General features: G+C 72.2%; 15 protein-coding genes. All 15 read right to left on the bottom strand.

What is annotated here, in order from left to right; translation table 11 throughout:
* Positions 1-3: 3 nt before the first annotated feature.
* From OF819_RS13370 to OF819_RS13300, 15 genes are read right to left on the bottom strand one after another with little or no spacing between them, the layout of a single operon-like run.
* Positions 4-1257 carry a DUF4910 domain-containing protein gene (locus OF819_RS13370; protein WP_267243703.1) on the bottom strand — a complete coding sequence of 418 codons (1254 nt, stop codon included), beginning with the start codon at positions 1255-1257 and terminating at the stop codon, positions 4-6.
* A gap of 17 nt (positions 1258-1274) precedes the next feature.
* Positions 1275-2309, bottom strand: coding sequence for an NAD-dependent epimerase/dehydratase family protein (locus OF819_RS13365; RefSeq protein ID WP_267243702.1), 1035 nt, complete (start codon positions 2307-2309; stop codon positions 1275-1277).
* Between the two features lie 3 nt (positions 2310-2312).
* On the bottom strand, positions 2313-2960 hold the full coding sequence (locus OF819_RS13360) for a PIG-L deacetylase family protein (RefSeq protein WP_267243701.1): 648 nt from the start codon (positions 2958-2960) through the stop codon (positions 2313-2315).
* The gene (locus tag OF819_RS13355; protein ID WP_267243700.1) at positions 2957-3796 is read right to left on the bottom strand and encodes a glucose-1-phosphate cytidylyltransferase; all 840 of its coding nucleotides are present in this window, start codon (positions 3794-3796) and stop codon (positions 2957-2959) included. The genes OF819_RS13360 and OF819_RS13355 overlap by 4 nt, the downstream gene beginning before the upstream one ends.
* On the bottom strand, positions 3793-5028 hold the full coding sequence (locus tag OF819_RS13350) for a class I SAM-dependent methyltransferase (protein WP_267243699.1): 1236 nt from the start codon (positions 5026-5028) through the stop codon (positions 3793-3795). Before OF819_RS13350 ends, OF819_RS13355 begins: the two co-directional genes overlap by 4 nt.
* Complete coding sequence (locus tag OF819_RS13345) at positions 5025-6299, bottom strand: glycosyltransferase (RefSeq protein ID WP_267243809.1); 1275 nt, start codon at positions 6297-6299, stop codon at positions 5025-5027. Before OF819_RS13345 ends, OF819_RS13350 begins: the two co-directional genes overlap by 4 nt.
* A 20-nt stretch (positions 6300-6319) precedes the next feature.
* Complete coding sequence (locus OF819_RS13340) at positions 6320-7609, bottom strand: O-antigen ligase domain-containing protein (RefSeq protein WP_267243698.1); 1290 nt, start codon at positions 7607-7609, stop codon at positions 6320-6322.
* Between the two features lies 1 nt (position 7610).
* Positions 7611-9116, bottom strand: a complete 1506-nt coding sequence (locus OF819_RS13335; RefSeq protein ID WP_267243697.1) for a right-handed parallel beta-helix repeat-containing protein — start codon at positions 9114-9116, stop codon at positions 7611-7613.
* A 60-nt stretch (positions 9117-9176) separates the two neighbouring features.
* A complete protein-coding gene (locus OF819_RS13330; protein WP_267243696.1) occupies positions 9177-11177 on the bottom strand; it encodes an alginate lyase family protein in 2001 nt (666 codons plus the stop codon).
* Positions 11174-13369: a bi-domain-containing oxidoreductase gene (locus OF819_RS13325; RefSeq protein ID WP_267243695.1), complete on the bottom strand. Its 2196-nt coding sequence runs from the start codon at positions 13367-13369 to the stop codon at positions 11174-11176. The genes OF819_RS13330 and OF819_RS13325 overlap by 4 nt, the downstream gene beginning before the upstream one ends.
* Positions 13366-15282: an asparagine synthase (glutamine-hydrolyzing) gene (gene asnB, locus OF819_RS13320; protein WP_267243694.1), complete on the bottom strand. Its 1917-nt coding sequence runs from the start codon at positions 15280-15282 to the stop codon at positions 13366-13368. Before asnB ends, OF819_RS13325 begins: the two co-directional genes overlap by 4 nt.
* Positions 15283-15285: 3 nt before the next feature.
* Complete coding sequence (locus tag OF819_RS13315) at positions 15286-16809, bottom strand: Wzz/FepE/Etk N-terminal domain-containing protein (protein ID WP_267243693.1); 1524 nt, start codon at positions 16807-16809, stop codon at positions 15286-15288.
* Entirely contained in the window at positions 16806-18182 is a 1377-nt protein-coding gene (locus OF819_RS13310) for a Wzz/FepE/Etk N-terminal domain-containing protein (protein ID WP_267243692.1), read from the bottom strand. Before OF819_RS13310 ends, OF819_RS13315 begins: the two co-directional genes overlap by 4 nt.
* Positions 18179-19504: a glycosyltransferase family 4 protein gene (locus OF819_RS13305; RefSeq protein ID WP_416370525.1), complete on the bottom strand. Its 1326-nt coding sequence runs from the start codon at positions 19502-19504 to the stop codon at positions 18179-18181. The genes OF819_RS13310 and OF819_RS13305 overlap by 4 nt, the downstream gene beginning before the upstream one ends.
* Entirely contained in the window at positions 19494-20810 is a 1317-nt protein-coding gene (locus tag OF819_RS13300; protein WP_267243691.1) for a nucleotide sugar dehydrogenase, read from the bottom strand. Before OF819_RS13300 ends, OF819_RS13305 begins: the two co-directional genes overlap by 11 nt.
* Positions 20811-20822 lie beyond the last annotated feature (12 nt).

Below are 20822 nucleotides of genomic sequence, written 5' to 3'. Positions count from 1 at the left end.
GCGTCATGCCTTGATCAGCCCGGCGCCGTGCAGGGCGCCGGCCGCGTCGGCGACGGCGTCGAACGGCAGCCCGGACCGCTCGGCGACGTCCAGCAGACTGTGTTCGCCGTCGGAGAGGCTGAGCACCCAGAGCATGGCCAGCTGGGCCTGCTTCGCGTCGCTGCGGCCGCCGAGCGAGTCATACAGCCCGCGCCGGCCAAGCTGCGGTTCGCCGTAGGGGCTGAGGTTGACGTACCGCCGGTTGCGGTCCAGTACGGCGAACGCCTCGCGGCAGACGGCGAGCGTGTCCGCCATCGCCTCCGGGGAGACAAAGTCCAGATTGTCCGCCGAGGTGTGGTATTCGGGGTAGCCGGCGTACGGGGTCCGGCTGAGCGAGCCCACGCCGAGATCGAACCCGGGCGAGCAGAACTGCCGCTCGTCGTAGCCGTACGGGGTGAACTCGGCGACGCGGTGCTGGCGTTCCGAGGCGAGAAGCACATGCCGCATCACCCGGTCGATCTCCGCGTCGCCGCGCCTGCTCTGCTTGTACGTCAGCCGGCCCCTGTCGCCGGCGCAGGCCAGCACCAGACCGTGCTTGACCCGTTCCACCCTTTCCGCGTTGCGGGCCAGCCAGGTGATCGCCCCGATGGTGCCGGGCGCGAACAGGAACCGGTAGGTGTACCACGGCGTCCGCTCCGCCAGCGCACGGGCCAGGAACGTCGCCACCGCGATGCCGGCCAGGTTGTCATTGGCCAGCGACGGGTGGCAGACATGGCAGGAGACGATCACCTCGTCGGCGACCTGCCCGGGGACCACATGCTCGGCGTAGGTGAGATGGCCGTCGGCGAGTGCGGAGTCGATGCGCACCTCGTACTCGCCGTCCGGCAGCGCGTCCAGAGTCTCCTGGGCCAGGCAGAACCCCCACTCCGGCTGGTAGTAGCTGGTGCGGTACGGCACCCAGGCCGGGTGGTCCGGCAGGGTGTGCAGGTGTTTGCGCAGCTCGGCCAGCGGCATGGTCGCCGACACCGGCACGCTGTAGCCGAGCACATGCAGGCTGGACGCGGCGAAGTCGACGACCCGGTTGCCGGCGGCGTCGGCGATATACGCGTCCCGGATGTTCCACTCCTGCGGCACCGTCCAGTCGAGCACCTGAGTCCCGGTGGGCACCTCGTGCACCTGCAGCGGGACGTACTCGCGGACGATTTCCAGGGTGGCGCGCACTCCGTCGCCCGTGATGCTCCGGCACAGCGGGTACAACCGCTCCACCAGCGCGTACATCTCTGCTCCTGCCGTGGTCACCGGCGCCGCCGCAGGGTGTCGTCGACGGCGCCCGCGTCGGACGCCGCGCGCAGCACGGCCAGCCGGGTGAAGCGCCGCTCGAAGTCCTCCCGGGTCAGCCCGTGTTTCCGGTAGGCGTCGGCGAGTTCGAGCGCGCCCTGCTTCACCGTCCACTCGCAGTCAAAGCCGGGCGCCGCGGCTCGGAACCGGGAGAAGTCCACCCGGTACGACCGCGGATCGGCGCCGGTCTCCCCAGTGATCACCACCCGTGAGCCGGACACCGCCTCGGCTACCTGCTCGGCGATCTCGGCGACCGTGACATTGTTGATCTCACTGCCGATGTTGAACGCCCGGTCGTGCACCGATTCCCGCGGCGCGACCAGCGCGGCCGCGAAGGCCCGTGCGATGTCGGCGGCGTGCACCAGCGGACGCCAGGGGGTGCCGTCGGAGAGCACCAGCACCTCGCCGGACAGGAGCGCGTGGCCCACCAGATTGTTCAGCACGATGTCGGCGCGCAGCCGCGGTGAGTAGCCGAAGGCGGTGGCATTGCGCATGAACACCGGGCTGAAGTCGCCGTCGGCCAGCGCGTGCAGATCGTCCTCCACCCGCACCTTGGACTCCGCGTACGGCGTCACGGGGCGCAGCGGGGCGTCCTCGGTCACCAAGTTCGACACGTCGGGGTCGTCGGCGGCCCCGTAGACCGAGCAGGTCGACGCGTACAGAAAGCGCCGCACTCCGGCGTCGCGGGCCAGCCGGGCCAGCCGTACGGACGCGTGGTGGTTGATGTCGTAGGTGAGCTGCGGCGCCAGCGCGCCCAGCGGGTCGTTGGACAGGGCGGCCAGGTGGATCACGGCGTCCACCCCGGCGATGTGTTCGGCCGTGACATCGCGCAGATCCACCCGATGCCCCGGCGGGTCCGCGGGCGGCGGGCCCAGCACGCAGTCGGAGAACAGGCCGGCGTCAAGCCCGACGACCTCGTGCCCGGCGGCGGCGAGCACCGGGGCCATCACGGTGCCCAGGTAGCCCTGGTGTCCGGTCAGCAGTACGCGCAAGGTTCAACCCCCCAGGTTGAGAGTGAGTTTGGTGACGGCGAACGCCTCGGCGTAGCGCGCATGGCTTTCGATGCCGCGGATCCGGGCCAGCCCGAGGAAGGCTTCCCGGTCGTACCAGGGCCGGTGGCGTTGCGAGGGGTAGTGCTCCTGCAGCAGCCGCACCTTCCGTTCGGCGGTCTGCGGCGACAGCGGCTGGTACGCCGCCGGACGGCCGAGGTCGCCGTCCCACTTGACGATCTCGTAGCCGAGGACCAGATGGTCGCGGAACGCGGTGGTCACCAGCTTCGCCAGGCCGCGGTGGTCCTGGTGCGCGTCATCGGCGCGCGGGGCCAGCACCAGATCCGGCTCGGTCCGCGCGCGCAGCTCCTCGACCGCGGCCTTGGCCTCCCCCCAGTGGGCAGGCAGCCGGCCGTCCGGCAGCTTGTCCACGGTCAGCCGCAGATCGGCGTCCGGGCAGAAGGCGGCGAGCGCGGCCCGCTCCTCCTGCTCCCGTTCGCTGCCGCCGCCGGAGAGCACCAGCGCGTCGACGCGGATGCCCGGCCGTGCGAGGCACAGCGTCAGCAGCGTGCCGCCGGCGCCGATGGCGATGTCGTCGCAGTGCGCGCCCACCGCGACGAGCCGGTCCAGACGCCCCGTCCCGAGCCGGATCACGCCCTGGCTCCGAAGCCGTGCCCGTCGCCGTCCCCGCCGGCGGTCGCGCCCGCCGCCGCGGTGTCCCGCTCCCACAGGGCCCATGGGCGGTCGCCCCGTGCGTAGGCGTCGTCGAGCGCCGCCCGCTCCTTCACGGTGTCGGTCGGCTTCCAGAAGCCGCGGTGCCGGTGCGCCACCAGCCGGCCGCGCTTGGCCAGTTGGGCGCATCCGTCAGCGACCAGGTCCCCGTTCTCGGGGATGTGGTCGAAGATCTCCTGGCGGAGCACGAAGTAGCCGCCGTTCTCCCACAGCGGCAGTTCGCTCACCGCGGTGATGCCCCCCACCAGCCCGTTGTCGCCCAGGTCCACGCAGTGGAACGAGGACTGCGGCGGCACCACCATCATCGAGGCGCCGGCGTCGCGCCGGGCGAAGGAGTCGATCATCTTTGGCAGCGGGGCGTCGGTGAGCACATCGGCGTAGTTGGCGAGGAACATCTCGTCGCCGTCCAGGTGGCGCCGCACCCGGCGCAGCCGCTCCCCGATCGGCGACGCGATGCCGGTCTGCACGAACGTGATCGTCCAGGAGGCGATGTCGGTGGACAGCAGCTCGGTCCGCCCGCCCCGCAGCACGAAGTCGTTGGACGTCGTCTCCTCGTAGTTGAGGAAGAAGTCCTTGATGTGGTGAGCCCCGTATCCGAGACACAGGATGAACTCCGTGTGCCCGAAGTACGCGTAGTAGCGCATGACGTGCCAGATCAGCGGCCGCGGGCCGACCATCGCCATCGGCTTGGGCACATCGTCGGCGGCTCCGCTGCGCATACGCAGCCCGTAGCCGCCGCAGAACAGTACGACCTTCATGGCTTGACCTCGACAATGCTCAGTTCCGGTATGGGAAAGACCAGCCGGCCGCCCCAGTCGTGCACAAAGGACAGCTGCTCGACCAGCTCGGCCCGCAGGTTCCACGGGAGGACGAGGATGTAGTCCGGTCTGTCGACGGCTATCCGCTCGGGCGGCAGAATCGGGATGCGGGCGCCCGGGGTGAACCTGCCGTGCTTGTAGGGGTTGCGGTCGACCGTGTAAGGGAGCAGGTCGGGCCGGATGCCGCAGTGGTTCAGCAGCGTGTTGCCCTTGCCCGGGGCGCCGTAGCCGACGACCGTCTCGCCGCGCTCGGCCGCTGTGATGAGGAACCGCAGCAGGTCCCGGCGCACCTTGGCCACCCGAGCGGAGAACTGGGTGTATCCGGACAGCTCCTGCAGCCCGGCGGCCTTCTCCCGGTCCAGCACGTCGGCCACCTGCCGGGACGGCTCGCCCGCCGCCTCGGCCGGCCGGGCCCACAGCCGGATGGAGCCGCCGTGCGTGGGCAGCAGTTCGACGTCTGCGAGCGCCAGTCCGCCGCTCGCCAGCGCCCGGCTCGCGGACGCGACCGTGTAGTACTGGAAGTGCTCGTGGTAGATCGTGTCGTACTGGTTCTCCTCGATCAGGGTCAGCAGGTGCTGCACCTCGATGGAGACCCAGCCGTCGTCGGCGACCAGGGCGCGCAGCCCCCGGGTGAACCCGACCACGTCGGGGATGTGCGCGTACACATTGTTGGCCACGACCAGGTCCGCCGGGCCGTGCTCGGCGCGGACGCCGGCGCCGGTTGCCGGGTCCAGGAACTCCGTGAGCGTGGGCACGCCCGCGTCCCGCGCCGCCGCGCCGACGTTCACCGAGGGCTCGATGCCGAGGCAGCGGATCCCCCGGTCCACCACGCCCTTCAGCAGATACCCGTCGTTGCTCGCGACCTCGACCACGAAGGCGTCGGCGCCGAGACCCAGCCGCTCAACGGCGTCGGCGACGAACGTGCGCGCGTGCTCCACCCAGGAGGTCGAGTAGGAGGAGAAGTACGCGTACTGAGTGAACGTCTCCTCCGGAGAGATCAGCGGAGGGATCTGCGCGAGCCAGCAGTCGGTGCACACCCGCAGGTGCAGCGGGTACGCCGGCTCCGGCCGGTCCAGTTGGTCCGCGGCGAGAAAGCTCTCGCACGGTGGCGTCGCCCCGAGGTCGACGACGCTCGCCAGCGCCGCCGAGCCGCAGAGTCGGCATCCTGTCATCTGCTGCCCCCATCCCGCTCGGGCGGGCGCACCCGCCGCGAGCCAGTGCTTCCGTTCCCTGCCGGCGGCGGGCCGTCCCCGCCGCCCAACCCACCCGCGATCGCGGTGCGGTACCCCTCCACCAGGCGCTCCAGCCCGATGGCCGGGCTGAAGTCCCGCTCGTAACGGCGCCGGGCCGCCCGGCCCATCTCCCGGCCGAGGGCCGGCTCGGCCGTGATCCGGCGCAGGCAGGACGCGAGCGAGGCGGGCTCGCCCGGCCGGTGCAGCAGCCCGGTCACCCCGTCCTCGACGAGTTCGACGAACGCGCCGTGACCGGCGGCGACGGCCGGGACCCCCGCCGCCATCGCCTCCACCACGACCAGGCCGAACGCCTCCAGCCAGGTGGAGGGAGCCACCACGGCGACCGACCGCGCGATGGCCTGCCGGCACTCCTCCGGGTCGTACAGGCCGACGTACCGCACGTCGTCCCGGTCCGCGGCCCAGGCGGCCACCTCTCGCTCCAGCGGCCCCGCGCCGGCGACCGTGAGCGGCACGCCCACACCGCCGTCGGCGGCGATCTCGTCCCATGCGGCCATGAGCAGCCGCACGCCCTTGGCCTCCGCGAGACGGCCGAGATAGAGCAGCTGCTCGCCGGCGCCCGCTCGGCGGACGCCCGGGTCGGGCACGAAGTTGTGCTTCACCGCCAGCCGCTCGGACGGCATGCCCGCCCGCACCAGGACGTCGCGCTGCGCCGCGGAGATGCAGAAGAACCGCTCCACGCCGGACCACCACCGCCGCCGGTTGACCGACAGGCTGACCGCGAGCGGCACCGTGGCCAGCCGGGAGCTCCGGTAGCAGCCGTGCCGGACGGCGGGCAGCGGCGCGGACCCGACGCACTCGGTGCACGGCCGGCCGTCCCGCTGCAGCGTGCCGGGCGGGCAGACCTGGGTGTAGTTGTGCAGAGTGGCGACGGCGGGCACGCCTGCGTCGGCGCACGCGGCCAGCACCGCCGGCGACAGCAGCGGGAAGACGTTGTGGATGTGCACCACATCCGGCCGCTCGGTGCGAAGCCGGGCGGCGAGCTCCGCGCGGACCGCCGGGTTCCATGGCACGAGGAGCGGTACCGCGGCCTTGCCCAGCAGGGACCGGGCGGCGATGTCGTCGCTGCGCCGCTCGAACACCCCGACCCGGTGGCCGGCGCCGCGCAGCAGCGCCACCTCCTGGTCGACGACCTTGTTCTCCCCGCTTGGCTGCGCCGAGGCGTAGCGGTTGTGCACTACGAGGACGTGAATGCCGTGAACGTCATGCATGCTCAGATCACCTCCGGTCTCTGGGCCCATCGCGGGATGCGCCGTCGAGGGACTTCGGGCGTTGGGAGAGGAGCCGGGAGAGGGGCCGGGAGAGGGGTCGGGGAAGGCGCTGAGGGAGGCGCAGCCGCGGCGGGCGCCGCCAGCAGCGAGGCGGCCACGGCCAGATGCAGCAGATACGGCGAGGCGTCGCCGAGACCTGCCTCGGTGTACGAAGCGATCGCGCAGTAGCTGATCAGGAAGATCGCGCAGGCCCGCGACAGCGACGGCGGCCGCAGCAACGCGACGCCGCCCAGCACGATGATGACCGCCGCCACCAGGGCGACGCCGGTCATACCCTGCTCGTGGTAGACGGCCAGCCAGCTGTTGTCGATCGGCAGCCCGCCGAACGACTTGTCGCCCAGGCCCGTGCCGAAGAGGTACTCCACGGGCGTCCGGGGCGCCGCCAGCAGGGCGTCCCAGACCTTGGCCCGACCGGTGAGGCTGGTGAAGTTCTCCTGGCTCTGTCCGCGCAGGAACCACCCCTGCAGCACGGAGCTGAACCCCACCGCGGCCACGGCGGCGCACACCACCGCCCAGGCGAAGAACCGGCGGGCGGCGGCGCTGGTCAGGATGAGCGAGCCGATCGCCAGCGCCAGCCCGGTGAGCAGGCCGAGCGTGGCCGTCCGGGTATGGGTCAGCGCGAGCAGGACGAGCGCCGGCACGATGACTGCCGCCGCGCTGCCCCGGTCGGTCCTGCGGCCCACCACGAGCAGCACGGCAAGCCCGGTGATCACCGCGGCGTACTGTCCGATCTGCGGCGGGGTGAGCGGCCACAGCGCGCCGACCAGCCGCCCGCCGTAGAGCTCGGGCATGGCGGCGCCCGGCGAGAGGATCAGCCCCGCGGCCACCGACCCGAGGACTGCGAAGTACATCCGGATGTGGTGCCGGACGAACGTCAGGCTGCCGTCCCACCAGCGGCTGAGCAGCCACAGCGTGCCGACGAAGAGAGCCAGCCGGGCGCAGCGGAACAGCGCGCCGAACCCGGACTCCAGGCTCACGCTGGAGATCACGCTCGGCACCAGCAGCAGGGTGAGCAGGAAGACGAACGCGCTGGCCCGGATGCGCAGCCGGAGATTGACGGCGAGCGCCAGCGCGAACGCGGCGACCAGCGCGCCCATGGTGACCATCTGGATCAGGGAGCGGGGCAGCGGGATGACGGTCTTCGCCCCGGCGGAGCCGAGCGTGTTGAGGATCAGCAGCCCCCAGGCTGCCCCGACGATCTTCGACGGGTGCTGGGTGTCGTTTGGGCTCATCTCAGCCGCCGTCCCGGGCGCGGAAGGTGCTGCCCGCGTCCTGCCGGTACGGCGCGCCCTGCCACTGCCGGGAGTCGAGTATCCGGCTCGGGTCGTGGGCGACGAACTTCCATGGTCCGACGTAGACGTTGTCGTGCCAGCGGTTGTGCTGCTTGCGGGTGATCGCCTCGGCCACCCGCTCGCCCCGGTACGGCGACCAGTCCGGATAGGTGCCGTAGTTGGCGAGCACCGCCATGCGGTCGCAGTTCGCCGTGCAGTCGACGACGGACTTGTCCAGCACGAAGCGGTTGTCGTGGATGTCCACCCGCTGGGTCTTCCACCGGCAGTCGGCGTAGAGCGGTGCGGTGGCGATCGCCGGCTGTGTGCAGCGGTCGGTGTCCTCCACCAGCAATGTGCAGTCACCGGAGGAGGTGTTGGCCGGGCTGTTGCAGAACCGGTCGGCGTTTTCCCACAGGGTGATCCCGGACCAGTTGTTCTCCAGCACGTTCCGGTAGATCTCGATCTTGTCCGTGCGTGCCGGGATCCGCGGTTCGCCGCCGGACTCGGAGAGATAGACGGTGGGATGCGGGAAGGTGTCGCCGCGGTCGGCGTGCCTGCGGCCCTCGACCCAGTTGTTCCGCCGGATCGTGTTCTTCCGGATGACCGCGTTGTAACTGGTCTCGTAGATCAGCGCGGCGCCGTCGTTGGCCTCCAGCACATTGTCCTCGATGCGGAAGTCGTTGTTGTTGGTGTCCGCCCACAACCCGGCTCCGCGGTTGTCGTGCACCCAGTTGCCGCGGATGTCCGCGCCGTTGACGGCCCAGAACTTGACGCCGCCGGTGCAGCCGCAGCCCGGCCGCCGCCGCTCCCAGTCGCCGGTGTTGTTGCCCGTGATCTCGTTGTCCTCGACCACCAGACCGCTGATGCCGCCGCCTGCCTTGTATGCGTTTATGCCGTACTGGCCGTTGTCGCGCAGACAGCTGGCGCGGACCTGCTGCCGGGCGCCGGCCATCAGCCCCGCGCCGGAGTTGTTCTGGATCACCGCATGCTCGATCACCCACCCGTCGGCCGAGTCATGGTTGACCACGCCCTCGTCATGCGGCGCGGCGAAACCCTGCACGGTCAGATGGCGGATGGTGACGTTGCGGGCGGCGCCGCCGAACGCGTACTGGTTGGTCTTCCGGCCGTCGAGCACCGCGCCCGGCGCGCCGAGGTAGCTGTTCCCCTCCTTGGGGATGACCTGGGCATAGCGGTCCGGCTTGAGCCGGTGCTCGCCCGGCCGTAGCCAGAATGTGGTGTTCGCAGGGCTGCTCTCGGTCTTCGCGGCCAGATCACCGGCCACCGCGGGGTCGACCGGCACCGCGCCCGCCGGCGCTTTCGCCGGACCGGCGGCGGGCTTGGCGCACACGCGGGCCACGGACGACGCGGACGGCTCGGCGGACGGCGTGCCGTCACAGCCGGTCGCCGCCAGCAGGGCCAGCGCCAGCGGCGCCGTCGGCGACGCCCAGTGCCGCCACTTGGTCCCCACGTGTCCTCCCCGCGTCGTGTCGTCAAGTCCCGTCTGCCGTGCACCGCCTGGCACGCACGCTCACCCCCGTGGCCCTTCGGGCGACGCTCCCTCGCCGCGGAACCTGAGTACGGTGGTGAACTCCTCCGTGCCGTCGGCCGAGCCGGCGCCGACCAGCGTGGTGCTGGGCTCCTTGCGCCCGAAGCCGGCGGAGTACCAGCCCAGCGGCGGGTCGCTCTCGCCGCGATGCGCCCGCCAGCACAGCTGCCCCGGCAGGTCGAGCACCGCGGAGCGGTCCTCGCCGTCCCGGGTCCAGGTGAGCACCGCCCGGTTCCCCGCCAGGTCCGCGGCGATCGCCGGGCCGAGGTGGAACGCCAGGCGCACGGCCCGGCGCGGGCTGTGCCGGCCGCGCACCTGGTCGACCACCCTCAGCTCCTGGCTCGCGGCCGCCAGCTCCACCCGGCGGCGGTGCACACAGCGCCGGTAACCGTCGTGCTCGGCGCACCAGCGGGCCGTCCCCGCGGCGGAGGCGGGGGATGGGTCCGCGACCAGGACGCGGCTGCGGGCGTGCCTGGTCCACAGGAACGGGCCGCCGGAGACGGACTGGTCACCGCCGTCCACCTGCAGGGTGTTGTGCCCGAGGGTCGACCGGAAGTACTGCCGCCACTCGGGCTGCCCGTGGTAGCAGAACGTCCCGGGGTCGGCGAGCACATCGACCCCGTCGTGCCGGACCTCCACGGACAGCGCGTCCGCGTGAGCATGCGCGGCGATGGACAGGAAGCCGTGCGGCCCGCCGTCGCAGCGGCACCAGATCTCCCCCGGACCCCGCAGGATGGTGAGCCCCGCGTCGGCGAAATGGGCCGGACGGCTTGCCGGGCGGGACACGGACAGTTCAGCGGGCTTGATGAGCGCGGCCAGCAGCCCGGTGCGGACATCGGCGCCGGTCACCGCCGGCCACCAGGGGAGCCGGCCGAACACGGCGTCCCCGGTGGCCAGCAGCGAGGCCCAGCGGTCGGTGCCCGCGCCGTCCACGACCAGACCGTGCCCGTCGTCCGCGTCCCCCTGGCGCGGCGGCCGCAGCCGGCTGTCCACGATGGCCGCGAGCGCGTCGGTCATCCGCAGCAGCACCAGCCGGACCGCTGCGGGGACTTCCGCGCCCGCGGCGTCCGCCTCGGCCACCGCGGCCAGGCCGAGCTCCAGCACCAGTCCGTGGTACTCGGTGGCCAGTTCGCGGTTGAGACCGGAGCCGAAGGTGTTGTTTCGCAGCTGCCGCTCCAGTGACCGCAGCGCGTCGGCCCGCCAGCGCGCCGAGGAGGGGAACCACCCGAACGCGCAGGCCGCGGCGGCCTGCCCGGCGGCCTCGGCGATGACGTGGTTGTTCGCCGAGGACCCCCGGCTGGGGAAGGCGGCCAGCCAGCGCTGGTGGTGCCAGATCTGGTTCAGCGCCTCCGGGTTGCCCTCGAACAGACCTGCCGCGCCCGGCCAGCCGTCGAGCAGCCGGCGGATCCACACCCAGGACAGCAGCCGGATCCCCAGCTCGATGCCGCTGGTCCAGTGCACCCCGCGCAGCGGCGGGTTGGCAGACCACCACGACGTGAGGTGCCCGGCCACGCGCTCGGCGTACCGCTCGTTCCCGGTGAGCGCATAGGCGGCGGCGAGCACGGTGAGGTGCTGATGCCGGGACAGTTCCCAGATCTGCTTGATGTCCCCGACCGCGTCCTCGTCCCGGTACGGCACGTCGAAGGCGTAGCCCGGCTCAGCCCGTCGCCCGGTCTTCGGGTCGTACTGCCAGTCCGGGTCGGCCAGGTCGTCGCGTTCCACCCCGAAATACCTGGCGTGCCCGGCCATCAGCCGGTCGGCCTCGGCGATGAGCCGTTTCGCGGCGTCCGGCGGCGCCGCGGCGATCGTCCCCGCGGGCAGCACCGCGGTGAACCGGGCGCCGGTCACGCTCGGGCAGTTGGGCCGAGCCGACCGCCACCGCCGCCTGCGCAGCGCGTCGCCCGCCCGGCCGCCGATCTCCCGCGGTCCCATCCGGGACAGCCGCCGCAGATACCAGCCCGCACTCCCCGCGCGCACCGTCATCGCGTCCTCGCCAGCGTCACCGGCGCGCCGCCGGCCAGGCCGGACTGCACGGCGAGGGTGGCCGCCGTGGTGGCGGCCAGCGACTGAAGCGGCACCGGCATCGGCCCGCCGGTCCGCACGGCCTTGATGAACGCGGCCAGCTCGGCGTTCTGGCCCTTGTCCCGGGCCTGGGGCAGCCGCGAACCGATCCACTGCTTGCGGCGGCCGTCGTACACGGCGGCACGGACGAAGTCGTCGAGCCGCAGCACCTTGCCGTCCGCGACCATGTCCAGCGTCTCCTTGGGGAAGCCGGGCGCGCCCGTGGTGACATAGCTGATGGCGGCGGTGGAGCCGTCCGGGTAGCGCAGCACCGCCTGGATGTCGGCGCCGCCTTCGTCGCCGGATGTGGCGACCGCGTACACCGAGACCGGGTCGGCCCCGAGCAGCCAGCTCGCTGTGTCGATGAAGTGCCCGCCCTCGCCGGCGAACCGCGAGCCCTCGGTGTCCTGTCGGAGGTACCAGCTGCCGTGCTCCAGCCGGCCCGCATTGACCAGGTAGCGGAGGCTCGCCGGGCCGGTACGGGCGCCGAACCGCTTCCTAGCCTGAAGCAGCAGCGGCGCGAAGCGGCGGTTGAAGCCCACCTGCAGCCGGTCGTTGCCGGACTCCTCCACCGCCGCGAGCACGCCGGCCAGCTCGTCCTCGGTGAGCGCCAGCGGCTTCTCCACGAACACCGCCTTGCCGGCCAGCAGCGCCTTCCGGGTCAGTTCGGCGTGCGAGCTGTGGCGGGTGACCACGAACACCGCGTCGATGGACGGGTCGCCGAGCACGGCGTCGAGATCGGCGGTCGCCTCGGCGAAGCCGAACTTCCGCTTCGCGTTGGCCGCGGACAGCGCCGTCGTGGTGACGACCGCGGACAACTCGACGCCGTCGCGCTGTGCCAGATGCGGCAGCAGCATCGATGTCGCGTAGTTTCCCGCGCCGACGAACGCGAGCCGCACCGGGGCCTTGGCGGCACGGACCGGACTCCGCTCCGTCTTCACCGCGGGCACGGCCACCGCCTGGGCTGCCGGGGCAAGCGCTTCCCCCGTGTGTCCGGGGTACCGGAACAGCACGGCCACAGCCTTCAGACCGCCGTCCTTCAGCCGCCGGTACGTCCCGACGGCGTCGTCGAAGTCGGCGATGTGGGAGACCAGGGGCTCCACGTCGACCCGGCCGCGGGCGAGGAGATCGAGGAAACACGCCAGATTGCGGCGCTCGGTCCAGCGCACATAGCCGATCGGGTAATCCCGCCCCCCGAGCTCGTACTCCGGGTCGTAGCGCCCGGGGCCGTACGAGCGGGAGAACCGGACGTCGAGCTCCTTCTCGTAGTACGCGTTCCACGGCAGATCCAGGCGGCACTTGCCGATGTCGACGACCCGGCCGCGGTCCCGGCTCATCCGGGCGGCCAGCTCGACGGGCTGGTTGCTGTCGCCGCCGGCGGCCAGATACACCTGGTCCACGCCCAGGCCGCCGGTGAGTTTGGCGACGGAGCTCTCCACGGCGGCGGAGGCGGGATCGCCGCAGGCCGCCGCGCCCAGGCGCTCGGCGAGCTCGCAGCGCGCCGGGTCGGGGTCGACCCCGACGACGCGGACCCCCGACGCGGCCAGCAGCTGCACCACCAGCTGCCCGATCAGCCCGAGGCCGATGACCAGCGCCACGTCGCCGAGCTGTGACTCGCCCCGGCGCACGCCCTGCAAGGCGATCGACCCGACGGTGCCGAAGGCCGCGTGCCGCGGCGCGAGGCCGTCCGGCACCCGCGCGAAGAGGTTCTTCGGCACCCAGTTCAGCTCGGCGTGCAACGCGTGCTCATTGCCGGCGCAGGCCACGAGGTCGCCGGCCTGCACATCGCCGATCCCGGCGCCGACCTGCTCGACCACCCCGCACAGCGAGTAGCCGAGCGGCGTGTAGGAGTCCAGCTTGCCCATCACCTTGCGGTAGGTGGCGGGCACCCCGTTGGCCGCCACGCTCTGCATGACCTTGGCCACCTGGTCCGGCCGGGAGCGGGCCTTGCCCACCATCGACATCCCGGCCTCGGACACCTTCATCAGCTCGGTCCCGGTGGAGATCAGCGAATAGGCGGTGCGGACCAGCACACCCCCCGGCTTGCACCCCGGCTCCGGCACGTCGAGCAGCGTCAGCTCGCCGCTCTTGTAGTTCTGCACAACCTGTTTCACCCGAACTCCCCAGAAGTCGCGCCGCGATACCAGTACTCGAGGGTCAGCACATGCCAGAGATGCTTGGAGAAGTCCCGCTGCCCGGCGGCGTCCTGGGCGACCATGCGCGCCAGCGCGTCGCGGCGCAGGAGCCCGGAACCGACGAGCACGCCGTCGTGCACCACCTCGCGCACCAGCGGCGCCAGATCCCGGCTCATCCAGGCGCGCAGCGGGGCGCTGAACAGGCCCTTGGGCCGGTACACGATCTCCCGGGGCAGGGTCGAGCAGGCCGCCTCCTTGAGGACGGCCTTGCCCTGCCGTCCCACGATCTTGCGATGGCCGGGCACGGCGAACGCCGCCTTGACCACCTCGACGTCCACATACGGCACCCGCACCTCGGTCGACGCGGCCATGCTCGACCGGTCCGTGTACGCGAGGTTCAGGCCCGGCAGGAACATCCGGGCGTCGGCCAGGCACATGCGGTTGACGAAGTCGTCGAGGTCATTGTCCTGGTAGATGTCCGCATGCTCGGTCAGCACGTCCTCGACCGCCCCGGCCAGGTCCGGAGCGACCAGGGCGAGCAGCTCGTCCTGGTCGTACATGGTGTAGCTGCGCCGGAACGCGGTCTCCTCCGGCAGATCGGCGAAGGAGAGGAACCGCTTCGCGAAGCGCACCGAACGGTACCCCCGGCGGGCCGTGGCGACGGGCAGCCGGTCCACCGCCCGGAACAGGCCACGCCGGAGGGGCCGCGGGATGCGCTGGTAGCGCAGCGCGAGCAGGTTGGCCAGGTGCTTGCGGTAGCCGGCGAACAGCTCGTCCGCACCCATCCCCGAGAGCATCACCTTGACCCCGGCCTCCCGGGCTGCCGAGCAGATCAGAAAAGTGTTGATCGCGGCCGGGTCGCCGACCGGCTCGTCCAGGTGGTATGTCATCCGCGGCAGCAGGTCGAGCACATTCGGAGCGATCTCGATCTCCCGCAGGTCGACGCCGAACCGGTCGGCCACCCGCCGGGCATAGCGCAGGTCGTCCGGCATCGCCTCAAACCTGGCGTCCTCGGCCCGGAACCCGATCGTGTAAGCGGAGATCCCGGGCCGGTCGCGGGCCGCCAGCGCGGTCAGATAGCTGGAGTCGAGACCGCCGGAGAGGAACGTCGCCACGGGGACGTCGGAGAGCAGATGACGCCGTGTCGACTCCTCGACGACGGCGGCGACATCCGGCTGCTCTCCGGCCCGGGCCCGCTCCCCGGCCTCGGCGGCGACGTCCTTCAGCCGCCAGAACCGGCCGCGCTCCACCCGGCCGTCGGGCCGGCACCTCAGCCAGCTCCCCGGCGGCAGCTTCTCCGCTTCGCGGAACGCGCACCGCGAGTCCGGCACCCAGTAGTACAGCAGCGAGGCCACCAGCGCCGCATGGTCCACCTGCAGCGATCCGCCGGTCACGGCGGCGAGCGCCTTCAGCTCGGAGGCGAACGCCAGGCCCTCGCCGCGCCGGAGCAGGAACAGCGGCTTGATGCCGAGCTGGTCGCGGGCGAGCACCAGATCACCGGTGTGCTCGTCGAAGACCCCGAACGCGAACATGCCGCGCAGCCGGGGCAGACAGTCCGTGCCCCAGCGCCGCCAGGCCTCCAGCAGCACCTCGGTGTCGGAGGTGCCGCGGAAGCGCACCCCGGCGGCTGCCAGCTCGGCACGCAGCTCGGGCGCGTTGTACAGCTCGCCGTTGTACGTCAGGACGAGGCCGCCCGAGGCCATCGGCTGGGCGCCGGTCCCGGACAGGTCGACAATGGCCAGCCGGCGGTGCCCGAGGTGCACTTCGCCGTCACCGGCGGGGTGGCTGTACCGGCCCGCCCCGTCCGGACCGCGGTGGGCGAGGGTATCGGTGAGCCGGTCGGTCACCGCCTTCCCGTCCGGCCATCGGTATGTGCCTGCGATGCCACACATGTCCTACCGCGCCTCCTGGTTGCTTTCCGGGACTCGCGCCGCCCACATCGGCAGCCGCTCCGTCCGCCGTCGGCCGCCCGTGTCGTCCTGCCGGGCAGGCCGCTCGTTCTGGCCGCGCGGCGCCGTGTTCGGCCCCTCCCACAGCGTGCCGTCGGTCCGGTCACGCGGGTCGGGGTCGATCAGCACCACACCGATCACCAAAATGCGCTGGTCCGCGAGTTGCCGCGCCACGGTGTGCAGCCATGCGGCGCTGCTGTGCCCGGCACGCACGACCAGCACGGTCTGCGTGCCGAGGTGCTGAAGGCCGGTCCACGCCGCGCCGGGCGCCACCGAGCCGACGCCGAGCCAGCGCTGCTCATGCGACACCGCCGCGGCATGCCCGCCGTCGACCACGACGGGGTCTCCCGGCTTCGGGCGGCGGCCCGCGAGCCGCTGGCCGGGCAGACCGTCGACGACGGTCACCGGTCCGTCCGCCGCCAGCGCCCTGGCGAGCTCCAGGGCGATGGCGCTCGCGCTGCGCGCACAGCCCAGTTCCAGCAGCGACACCGGTTCCGCGGAGCCGCGCACGGTGCGGGCCAGGAACGCGGTGAGCCTGGTCCGTTCCGCCCGGACCCGCCGGCGCCGCCACAGTCCGGCCGGCCTGCGCGGCAGCTCCGCGATGACCGAGGCGCCGAGATTCGCCGCGATCTCCCGGCGCAGCACGGGGCGGTCCGCCACCACCGTGGAGACCGTGGCCACCGCCAGCCCGAGGACGAGCCCGAGGGCGAGCCCGATCCCGGCGTTGGCGGCAGCGGCCTTCGGCAGGGAGTGCCGCACCGCGCGGGGGGCGTCCACGATCTGGGTGCCGGCGATGAGCCGGGGCGTGCCGATCCGCGCCTCCGCGGCGCGCTGGTCGAAGTCGGCGATGCGCGAGGTGAGTTCGGCCCGGCGGGCGAAGAGCGACTCCATGTTCGCCGAAGCCTCCGGGCCGCTCTCCGGCGATCCCTCTCCGATCGCCTTGTTGACCCGGGCGAGTTCGTCCCGCATGCGGTCACGCTGGTCGAGCAGGCCCTTGGCCTCGGCGTTCGCGGCCTGCTGTATCCGGCTCACATGGTCCGCGACGAACGCGTCGGCCAGCGCCTTGGCGCGGGCCACCGCTTCCGCGTCGCTGTCACCCGCCACATTGATCTGCAGCAGGTTGTTGGTCAGGCCGATGCCCTCGTAGTCCCGCATGAAGTCCTCTGGTTTTTCCGGGGACTCAAGGGCCTGCAGCGCCTTGTCGGCGATCCGCGTGGTGTGCAGCAGCGCGACGTCGGTGCGGATCAGCGTTCCGGGGTCGTTCGGCTGGTCCCCCTGATGCGCGACCAGCACCTTGGTCACCGCGGTCGGCGGCGGTGGCAGCAGGACCGCTGCCGCCGCGCCGACGAGCAGCCCCAGCAGCGCCATGGAGCACCAGAGGCGGCGTCGCCTCCGCACCGCCACCACCAGCGCCTGCAGGTCCAGCAGCGGAGGGGCGGCGGACGACTGTGCAGCCGTACGCGTCGTCACCCCGGACCTCCCGGCGTGTCGTGGCCGGCCGCGAGAGCCGGCACGGCGGCATTCCGAGGACGGCCGGCAGACCGCGCCGGACAGGCCCGGACCGGGCAGGCGAGGACGATGCCGACGATCTCGTGCCCCGCGTCCGCACACGCCTCGGCGATGCCGGCGAGCTCCCCTGCGGTCCAGCGGCCCGCGCTGAGCACGACCAGGGCGCCGGACTCGTCGCCGCGGTCCGGCACCAGCGGCTGGGACACCGAGACCCCTGCCACCCCCGCCACCCGCAGCAGCTGATCGCTCTCGGCCTCGGCGACAAGCTGCCCGGCGGCCCGGCGGGCGGTCTCGTCGCCGTCCGGGACGACAACCAGCAGCCGCCGGGGGGCCGGCAGCGCCTCCCGGAGGCGGGCGCACACCCGCCGGCAGCGGATCTGCCTGCCGGCCTCGTCGTCCGACAACTGCGGGGCGGGCATGTCCCACCGGATGTCAAGGCCCAGCAGCCACCGGATCCGGGCCCGCGGGCCACGGCCTTCCGGCCGGTGCGCGCGCCGTTCATCGGGTACGTCGACGCTGCCCAGCAGCGCCGCCCCCAGCGCCGCGGCGATCTCCGGTTCGGTGCGCAGCCGACGGCTCATCCGCGCGGCGGCGAGATGGCCGATGATCGCGAGCAGAAAGAACAGCAGTGCCCCGGCGACGATGAGCTGCGTCCTCGTCGGCGGCGCCTCGCCGTCGGGCCGGGCCGCCGGTCCCATGACGACCATATTGGCCTTGCCGGCAGCCGGGTCGGCCTCCTCCAGCTTCTTGACGGCCTCATGCAGTGCGGTGCGCAGCTTCGCGAGCTCGGTGCGAGTCTGCACGCTCTCCACGGTCTGCCCCGGATCGGCCGCATCGGCCAGCTCGGTGATGCGGCGGCTGGTCTGCACCACCATCTGCCGCAGCGCCTCGGGCCGTGCCTCTGCCCCGGAGCCGGCGTCGTCGCCGGCGATCCGCGCGGCGAAAGCGACGAGCTGCCGGGCCACCTGGTCGGAGAGTCGCTGCGCGCGCTCCGGGGTGTCGGAGGTGCCCGAGATCTTGATGATGTTCCCGTCGGCGGCGTCGGCGCTCACCCGATCCCGCAGTTCGCTGCCGCTGACCCCGGTCCAGCCGAGCGCGGCGGCCGCACGGTCGAGCACCGCCGAACTGGTCGCGATCTCCGCCTGAGTCAGCAGCTCGCGCTTCTCCCACGCCCCGGGCAGCAGTACCGAGGCCGACGTCGTATAACGCGGCGGAAACAGCAGGGAGACGCCGTAGCCGAGGAGCGCGCCCACCACGGCGAGGATGGTGAGAAGCCGCCAGCGCCGACGGACAATGCGCCCGATCGTGACCAGCCGTATCGTGTCGTCGTTCAATGGCGCGGCTTCCTCCTTGCCCGATAGGGGCGGCCCGCCGACACCGGAGCGTGGTCACGGCAGACGGCGGCGTAGGCGGCGAGCAGCGACGCCTGCGAGTTGCGCCAGGACAGCGGCCCGTTGATCCGCTCCTGGCCGGTCTTGCCCATCCGGGCCCGCTTCTCCGGGTCGTCCAGCAGCAGCGCGATAAGCCCGGCGAACTCACCCTCGTCGTTGGCGGGCGCGTAGACGGCGGCGTCACCGGCGGAGACTCGCGCCTCCTTCAGGTCGAACGAGACGATCGGCCGGCCCATCACCATGTACTCCAGGACCTTGTTCATGGTCGACACGTCGTTGAGCGGATTGCGCGGGTCGGGGGAGAGGCACACGTCCGCGGTGGACAGATAGCGCACCAGATCGGCGTCCGGGATGCGCCCGGTGAACTGCACCTGCTCGGACAGCCCGAGCCGCCGGGACAGCTCTGCCATCGCGTCGAAGGTGTCGCCTGCGCCGACGAACACCGCGTGCCAGTCGGTGCGCCCGAGCTCGTAGCGCAGCTTCTCAAGGGCCCGCAAGGCGTAGTCGACGCCGTCCTGCGGGCCCATGACGCCGAGGTAGCACAGCAGATGAGGCTTGCCGCGCTTCAGCTCCGGCTCGGGCGGTACGGGGCGGAACCGGTCGGTGTCGGGCGCGCTGCGTACGACGACGACGTCCTGTGGCCGCCGGCCGCCACGGCGCACCGCGACGTCACGGTAGCTCTCGTTTGTGGCGAGTACGACGTCCGCGGCCCGGTAGGTCAGCCGCTCCAGCGCGCACACGGCGCGGTAGAGCAGATCTTCGCCGCGGCCGAACCGGGAGAGATACAGCTCGGGCACCAGGTCGTGCTGGTCGAAGACAAACCGCGCTCCGCGCCGCTTCAGCCACAGCGCAGGCAGGAACAGCAGGTCGGGCGGGTTGCAGGCGTGGACCACGTCGACCGGGCCGACCTTCCGGGCCAGCCGGACCGTATGCCACAACGCCAGTCCGTACTCCCGCAGATAGCCGGCCGGCCCTCCGGCAGCCGCACGCAGCGGGTAACGGTGGATCCGCACCCCGTCGATCTCCGCCTCCGGCTCCGTGTCCCGCTTGCTCCCCTGCGGACAGATGACGTGCACCTCCCAGCCCGCGTCGCGCAGCGTCGTGCACTCCTGCCACACCCGCCGGTCGAACGGCACCGACAGGTTCTCCACCAGGATCAGCGCGCGCCGGCCCGGCCGGTCGCCGCCGGCTGCGCCGCCAAACGATGTGTCGTCGGACGATGTGTCGCCGGACGGTGTGCCGCCGGACGATGTGTCACCAAGCAAGGCCCATGTACCCCGGTTCGGCCCGGCGCGCCTCGGCGTCGGGAAGGCGGATGAGGTCGACGATCAGCGGGCCGCCGCCACGGGGCAGCGCCGACAGCACGGCCGGGTCCCTGGTCCCGACCAGGCACACCTCGGCATGCTCAAGCACCTCGTCGACGGAGTCCGCGAGCAGCTGCGCGAGGTGCGGCAGCCGGGTCTCGATGTACTCGCGGTTCGCGCCGAGCAGCCGGGAGAGGCTCACATTCGCGTCGTGGATCTTGAGGTCGTACCCCTTGCCGTAGAGCCGCTCCGCCAGCTCGACGAGCGGGCTCTCGCGGAGGTCGTCGGTGCCGGGTTTGAAGGACAGCCCGAACAGGCCCGCCCGGCGCTTGCCGGTGCGCTCGACCAGTTCCACCGCGCGCTGCAGATGGTCGGAGTTGGAGGGCAGCACATGGGAGAGGATGGGCACCGAGACATCGGCGCGCTGTGCCGCGTGGACCAGGCTGCGCAGGTCCTTGGGCAGGCAGGAGCCGCCGAAGGCGAAGCCGGGCCGCAGATAGGCGGGGCTGATGTTCAGCTTGCGGTCGGCCAGGAACACATCCATCACCTGGTGCGAGTCCACCCCGAGCGCCTGGCACACCGCGCCCAGCTCGTTCGCGAAGCCGATCTTGAGGCCGTGGAACGCGTTGTCCGCGTATTTGATCGCCTCGGCCGTCGGGATCGGCACCCGGAACACCTCGCCGGGCAAGCCGTCGTACAGCGCCATCACCGCATCGCCGCTCGCCGGACCGAGCTCGCCGATGACGGTCTTGGGCGGGTCGAAGAAGTCCCGCACGCTCGTGCCCTCGCGCAGGAACTCCGGATTGACCGCGACGTGGACGTCCACCCCGGCCGTGCCGCCGACGGACTTCTCCAGAATCGGCACCAGCAGATTCAGACAGGTGCCCGGGAGCATGGTGCTGCGGAACACGACGGTGTGCCGCCCGCCGCGATCCGCCAGCGCGGCGCCGATCTGCTCGGTGACCCGCTCCAAGTACGTGGTGCACAGGCTGCCGTTGGGCGCGGACGGAGTGCCCACGCAGACCAGCGACACCTCGCTGCCCAGGATCGCCTCGCGGACGTCGCCGGTGGCGCGTAACGCTCCGGTCGGCACGACCTCGGCGATGAGCTCGCCGATCCGCTCCTCGACCACCGGGGCCCTGCCGTCGTTGACCAGGTCGACCTTCACCGGGTTCACATCCACCCCGATGACCTCGTGACCCATGCTGGCCAGGCACGCGGCCGACACACAGCCCACGTAGCCGAGCCCGAGAACGCTGACTCTCATGACCCGTTCCTC

The sequence above is a fragment of the Streptomyces sp. PR69 genome (assembly GCF_026420845.1).
In the GTDB taxonomy this organism is placed as follows: Bacteria; Actinomycetota; Actinomycetes; order Streptomycetales; family Streptomycetaceae; genus Streptomyces.
The sequence above is the reverse complement of the archived record's forward strand: the minus strand, read 5'-3'. Positions and strand labels throughout refer to the sequence as shown.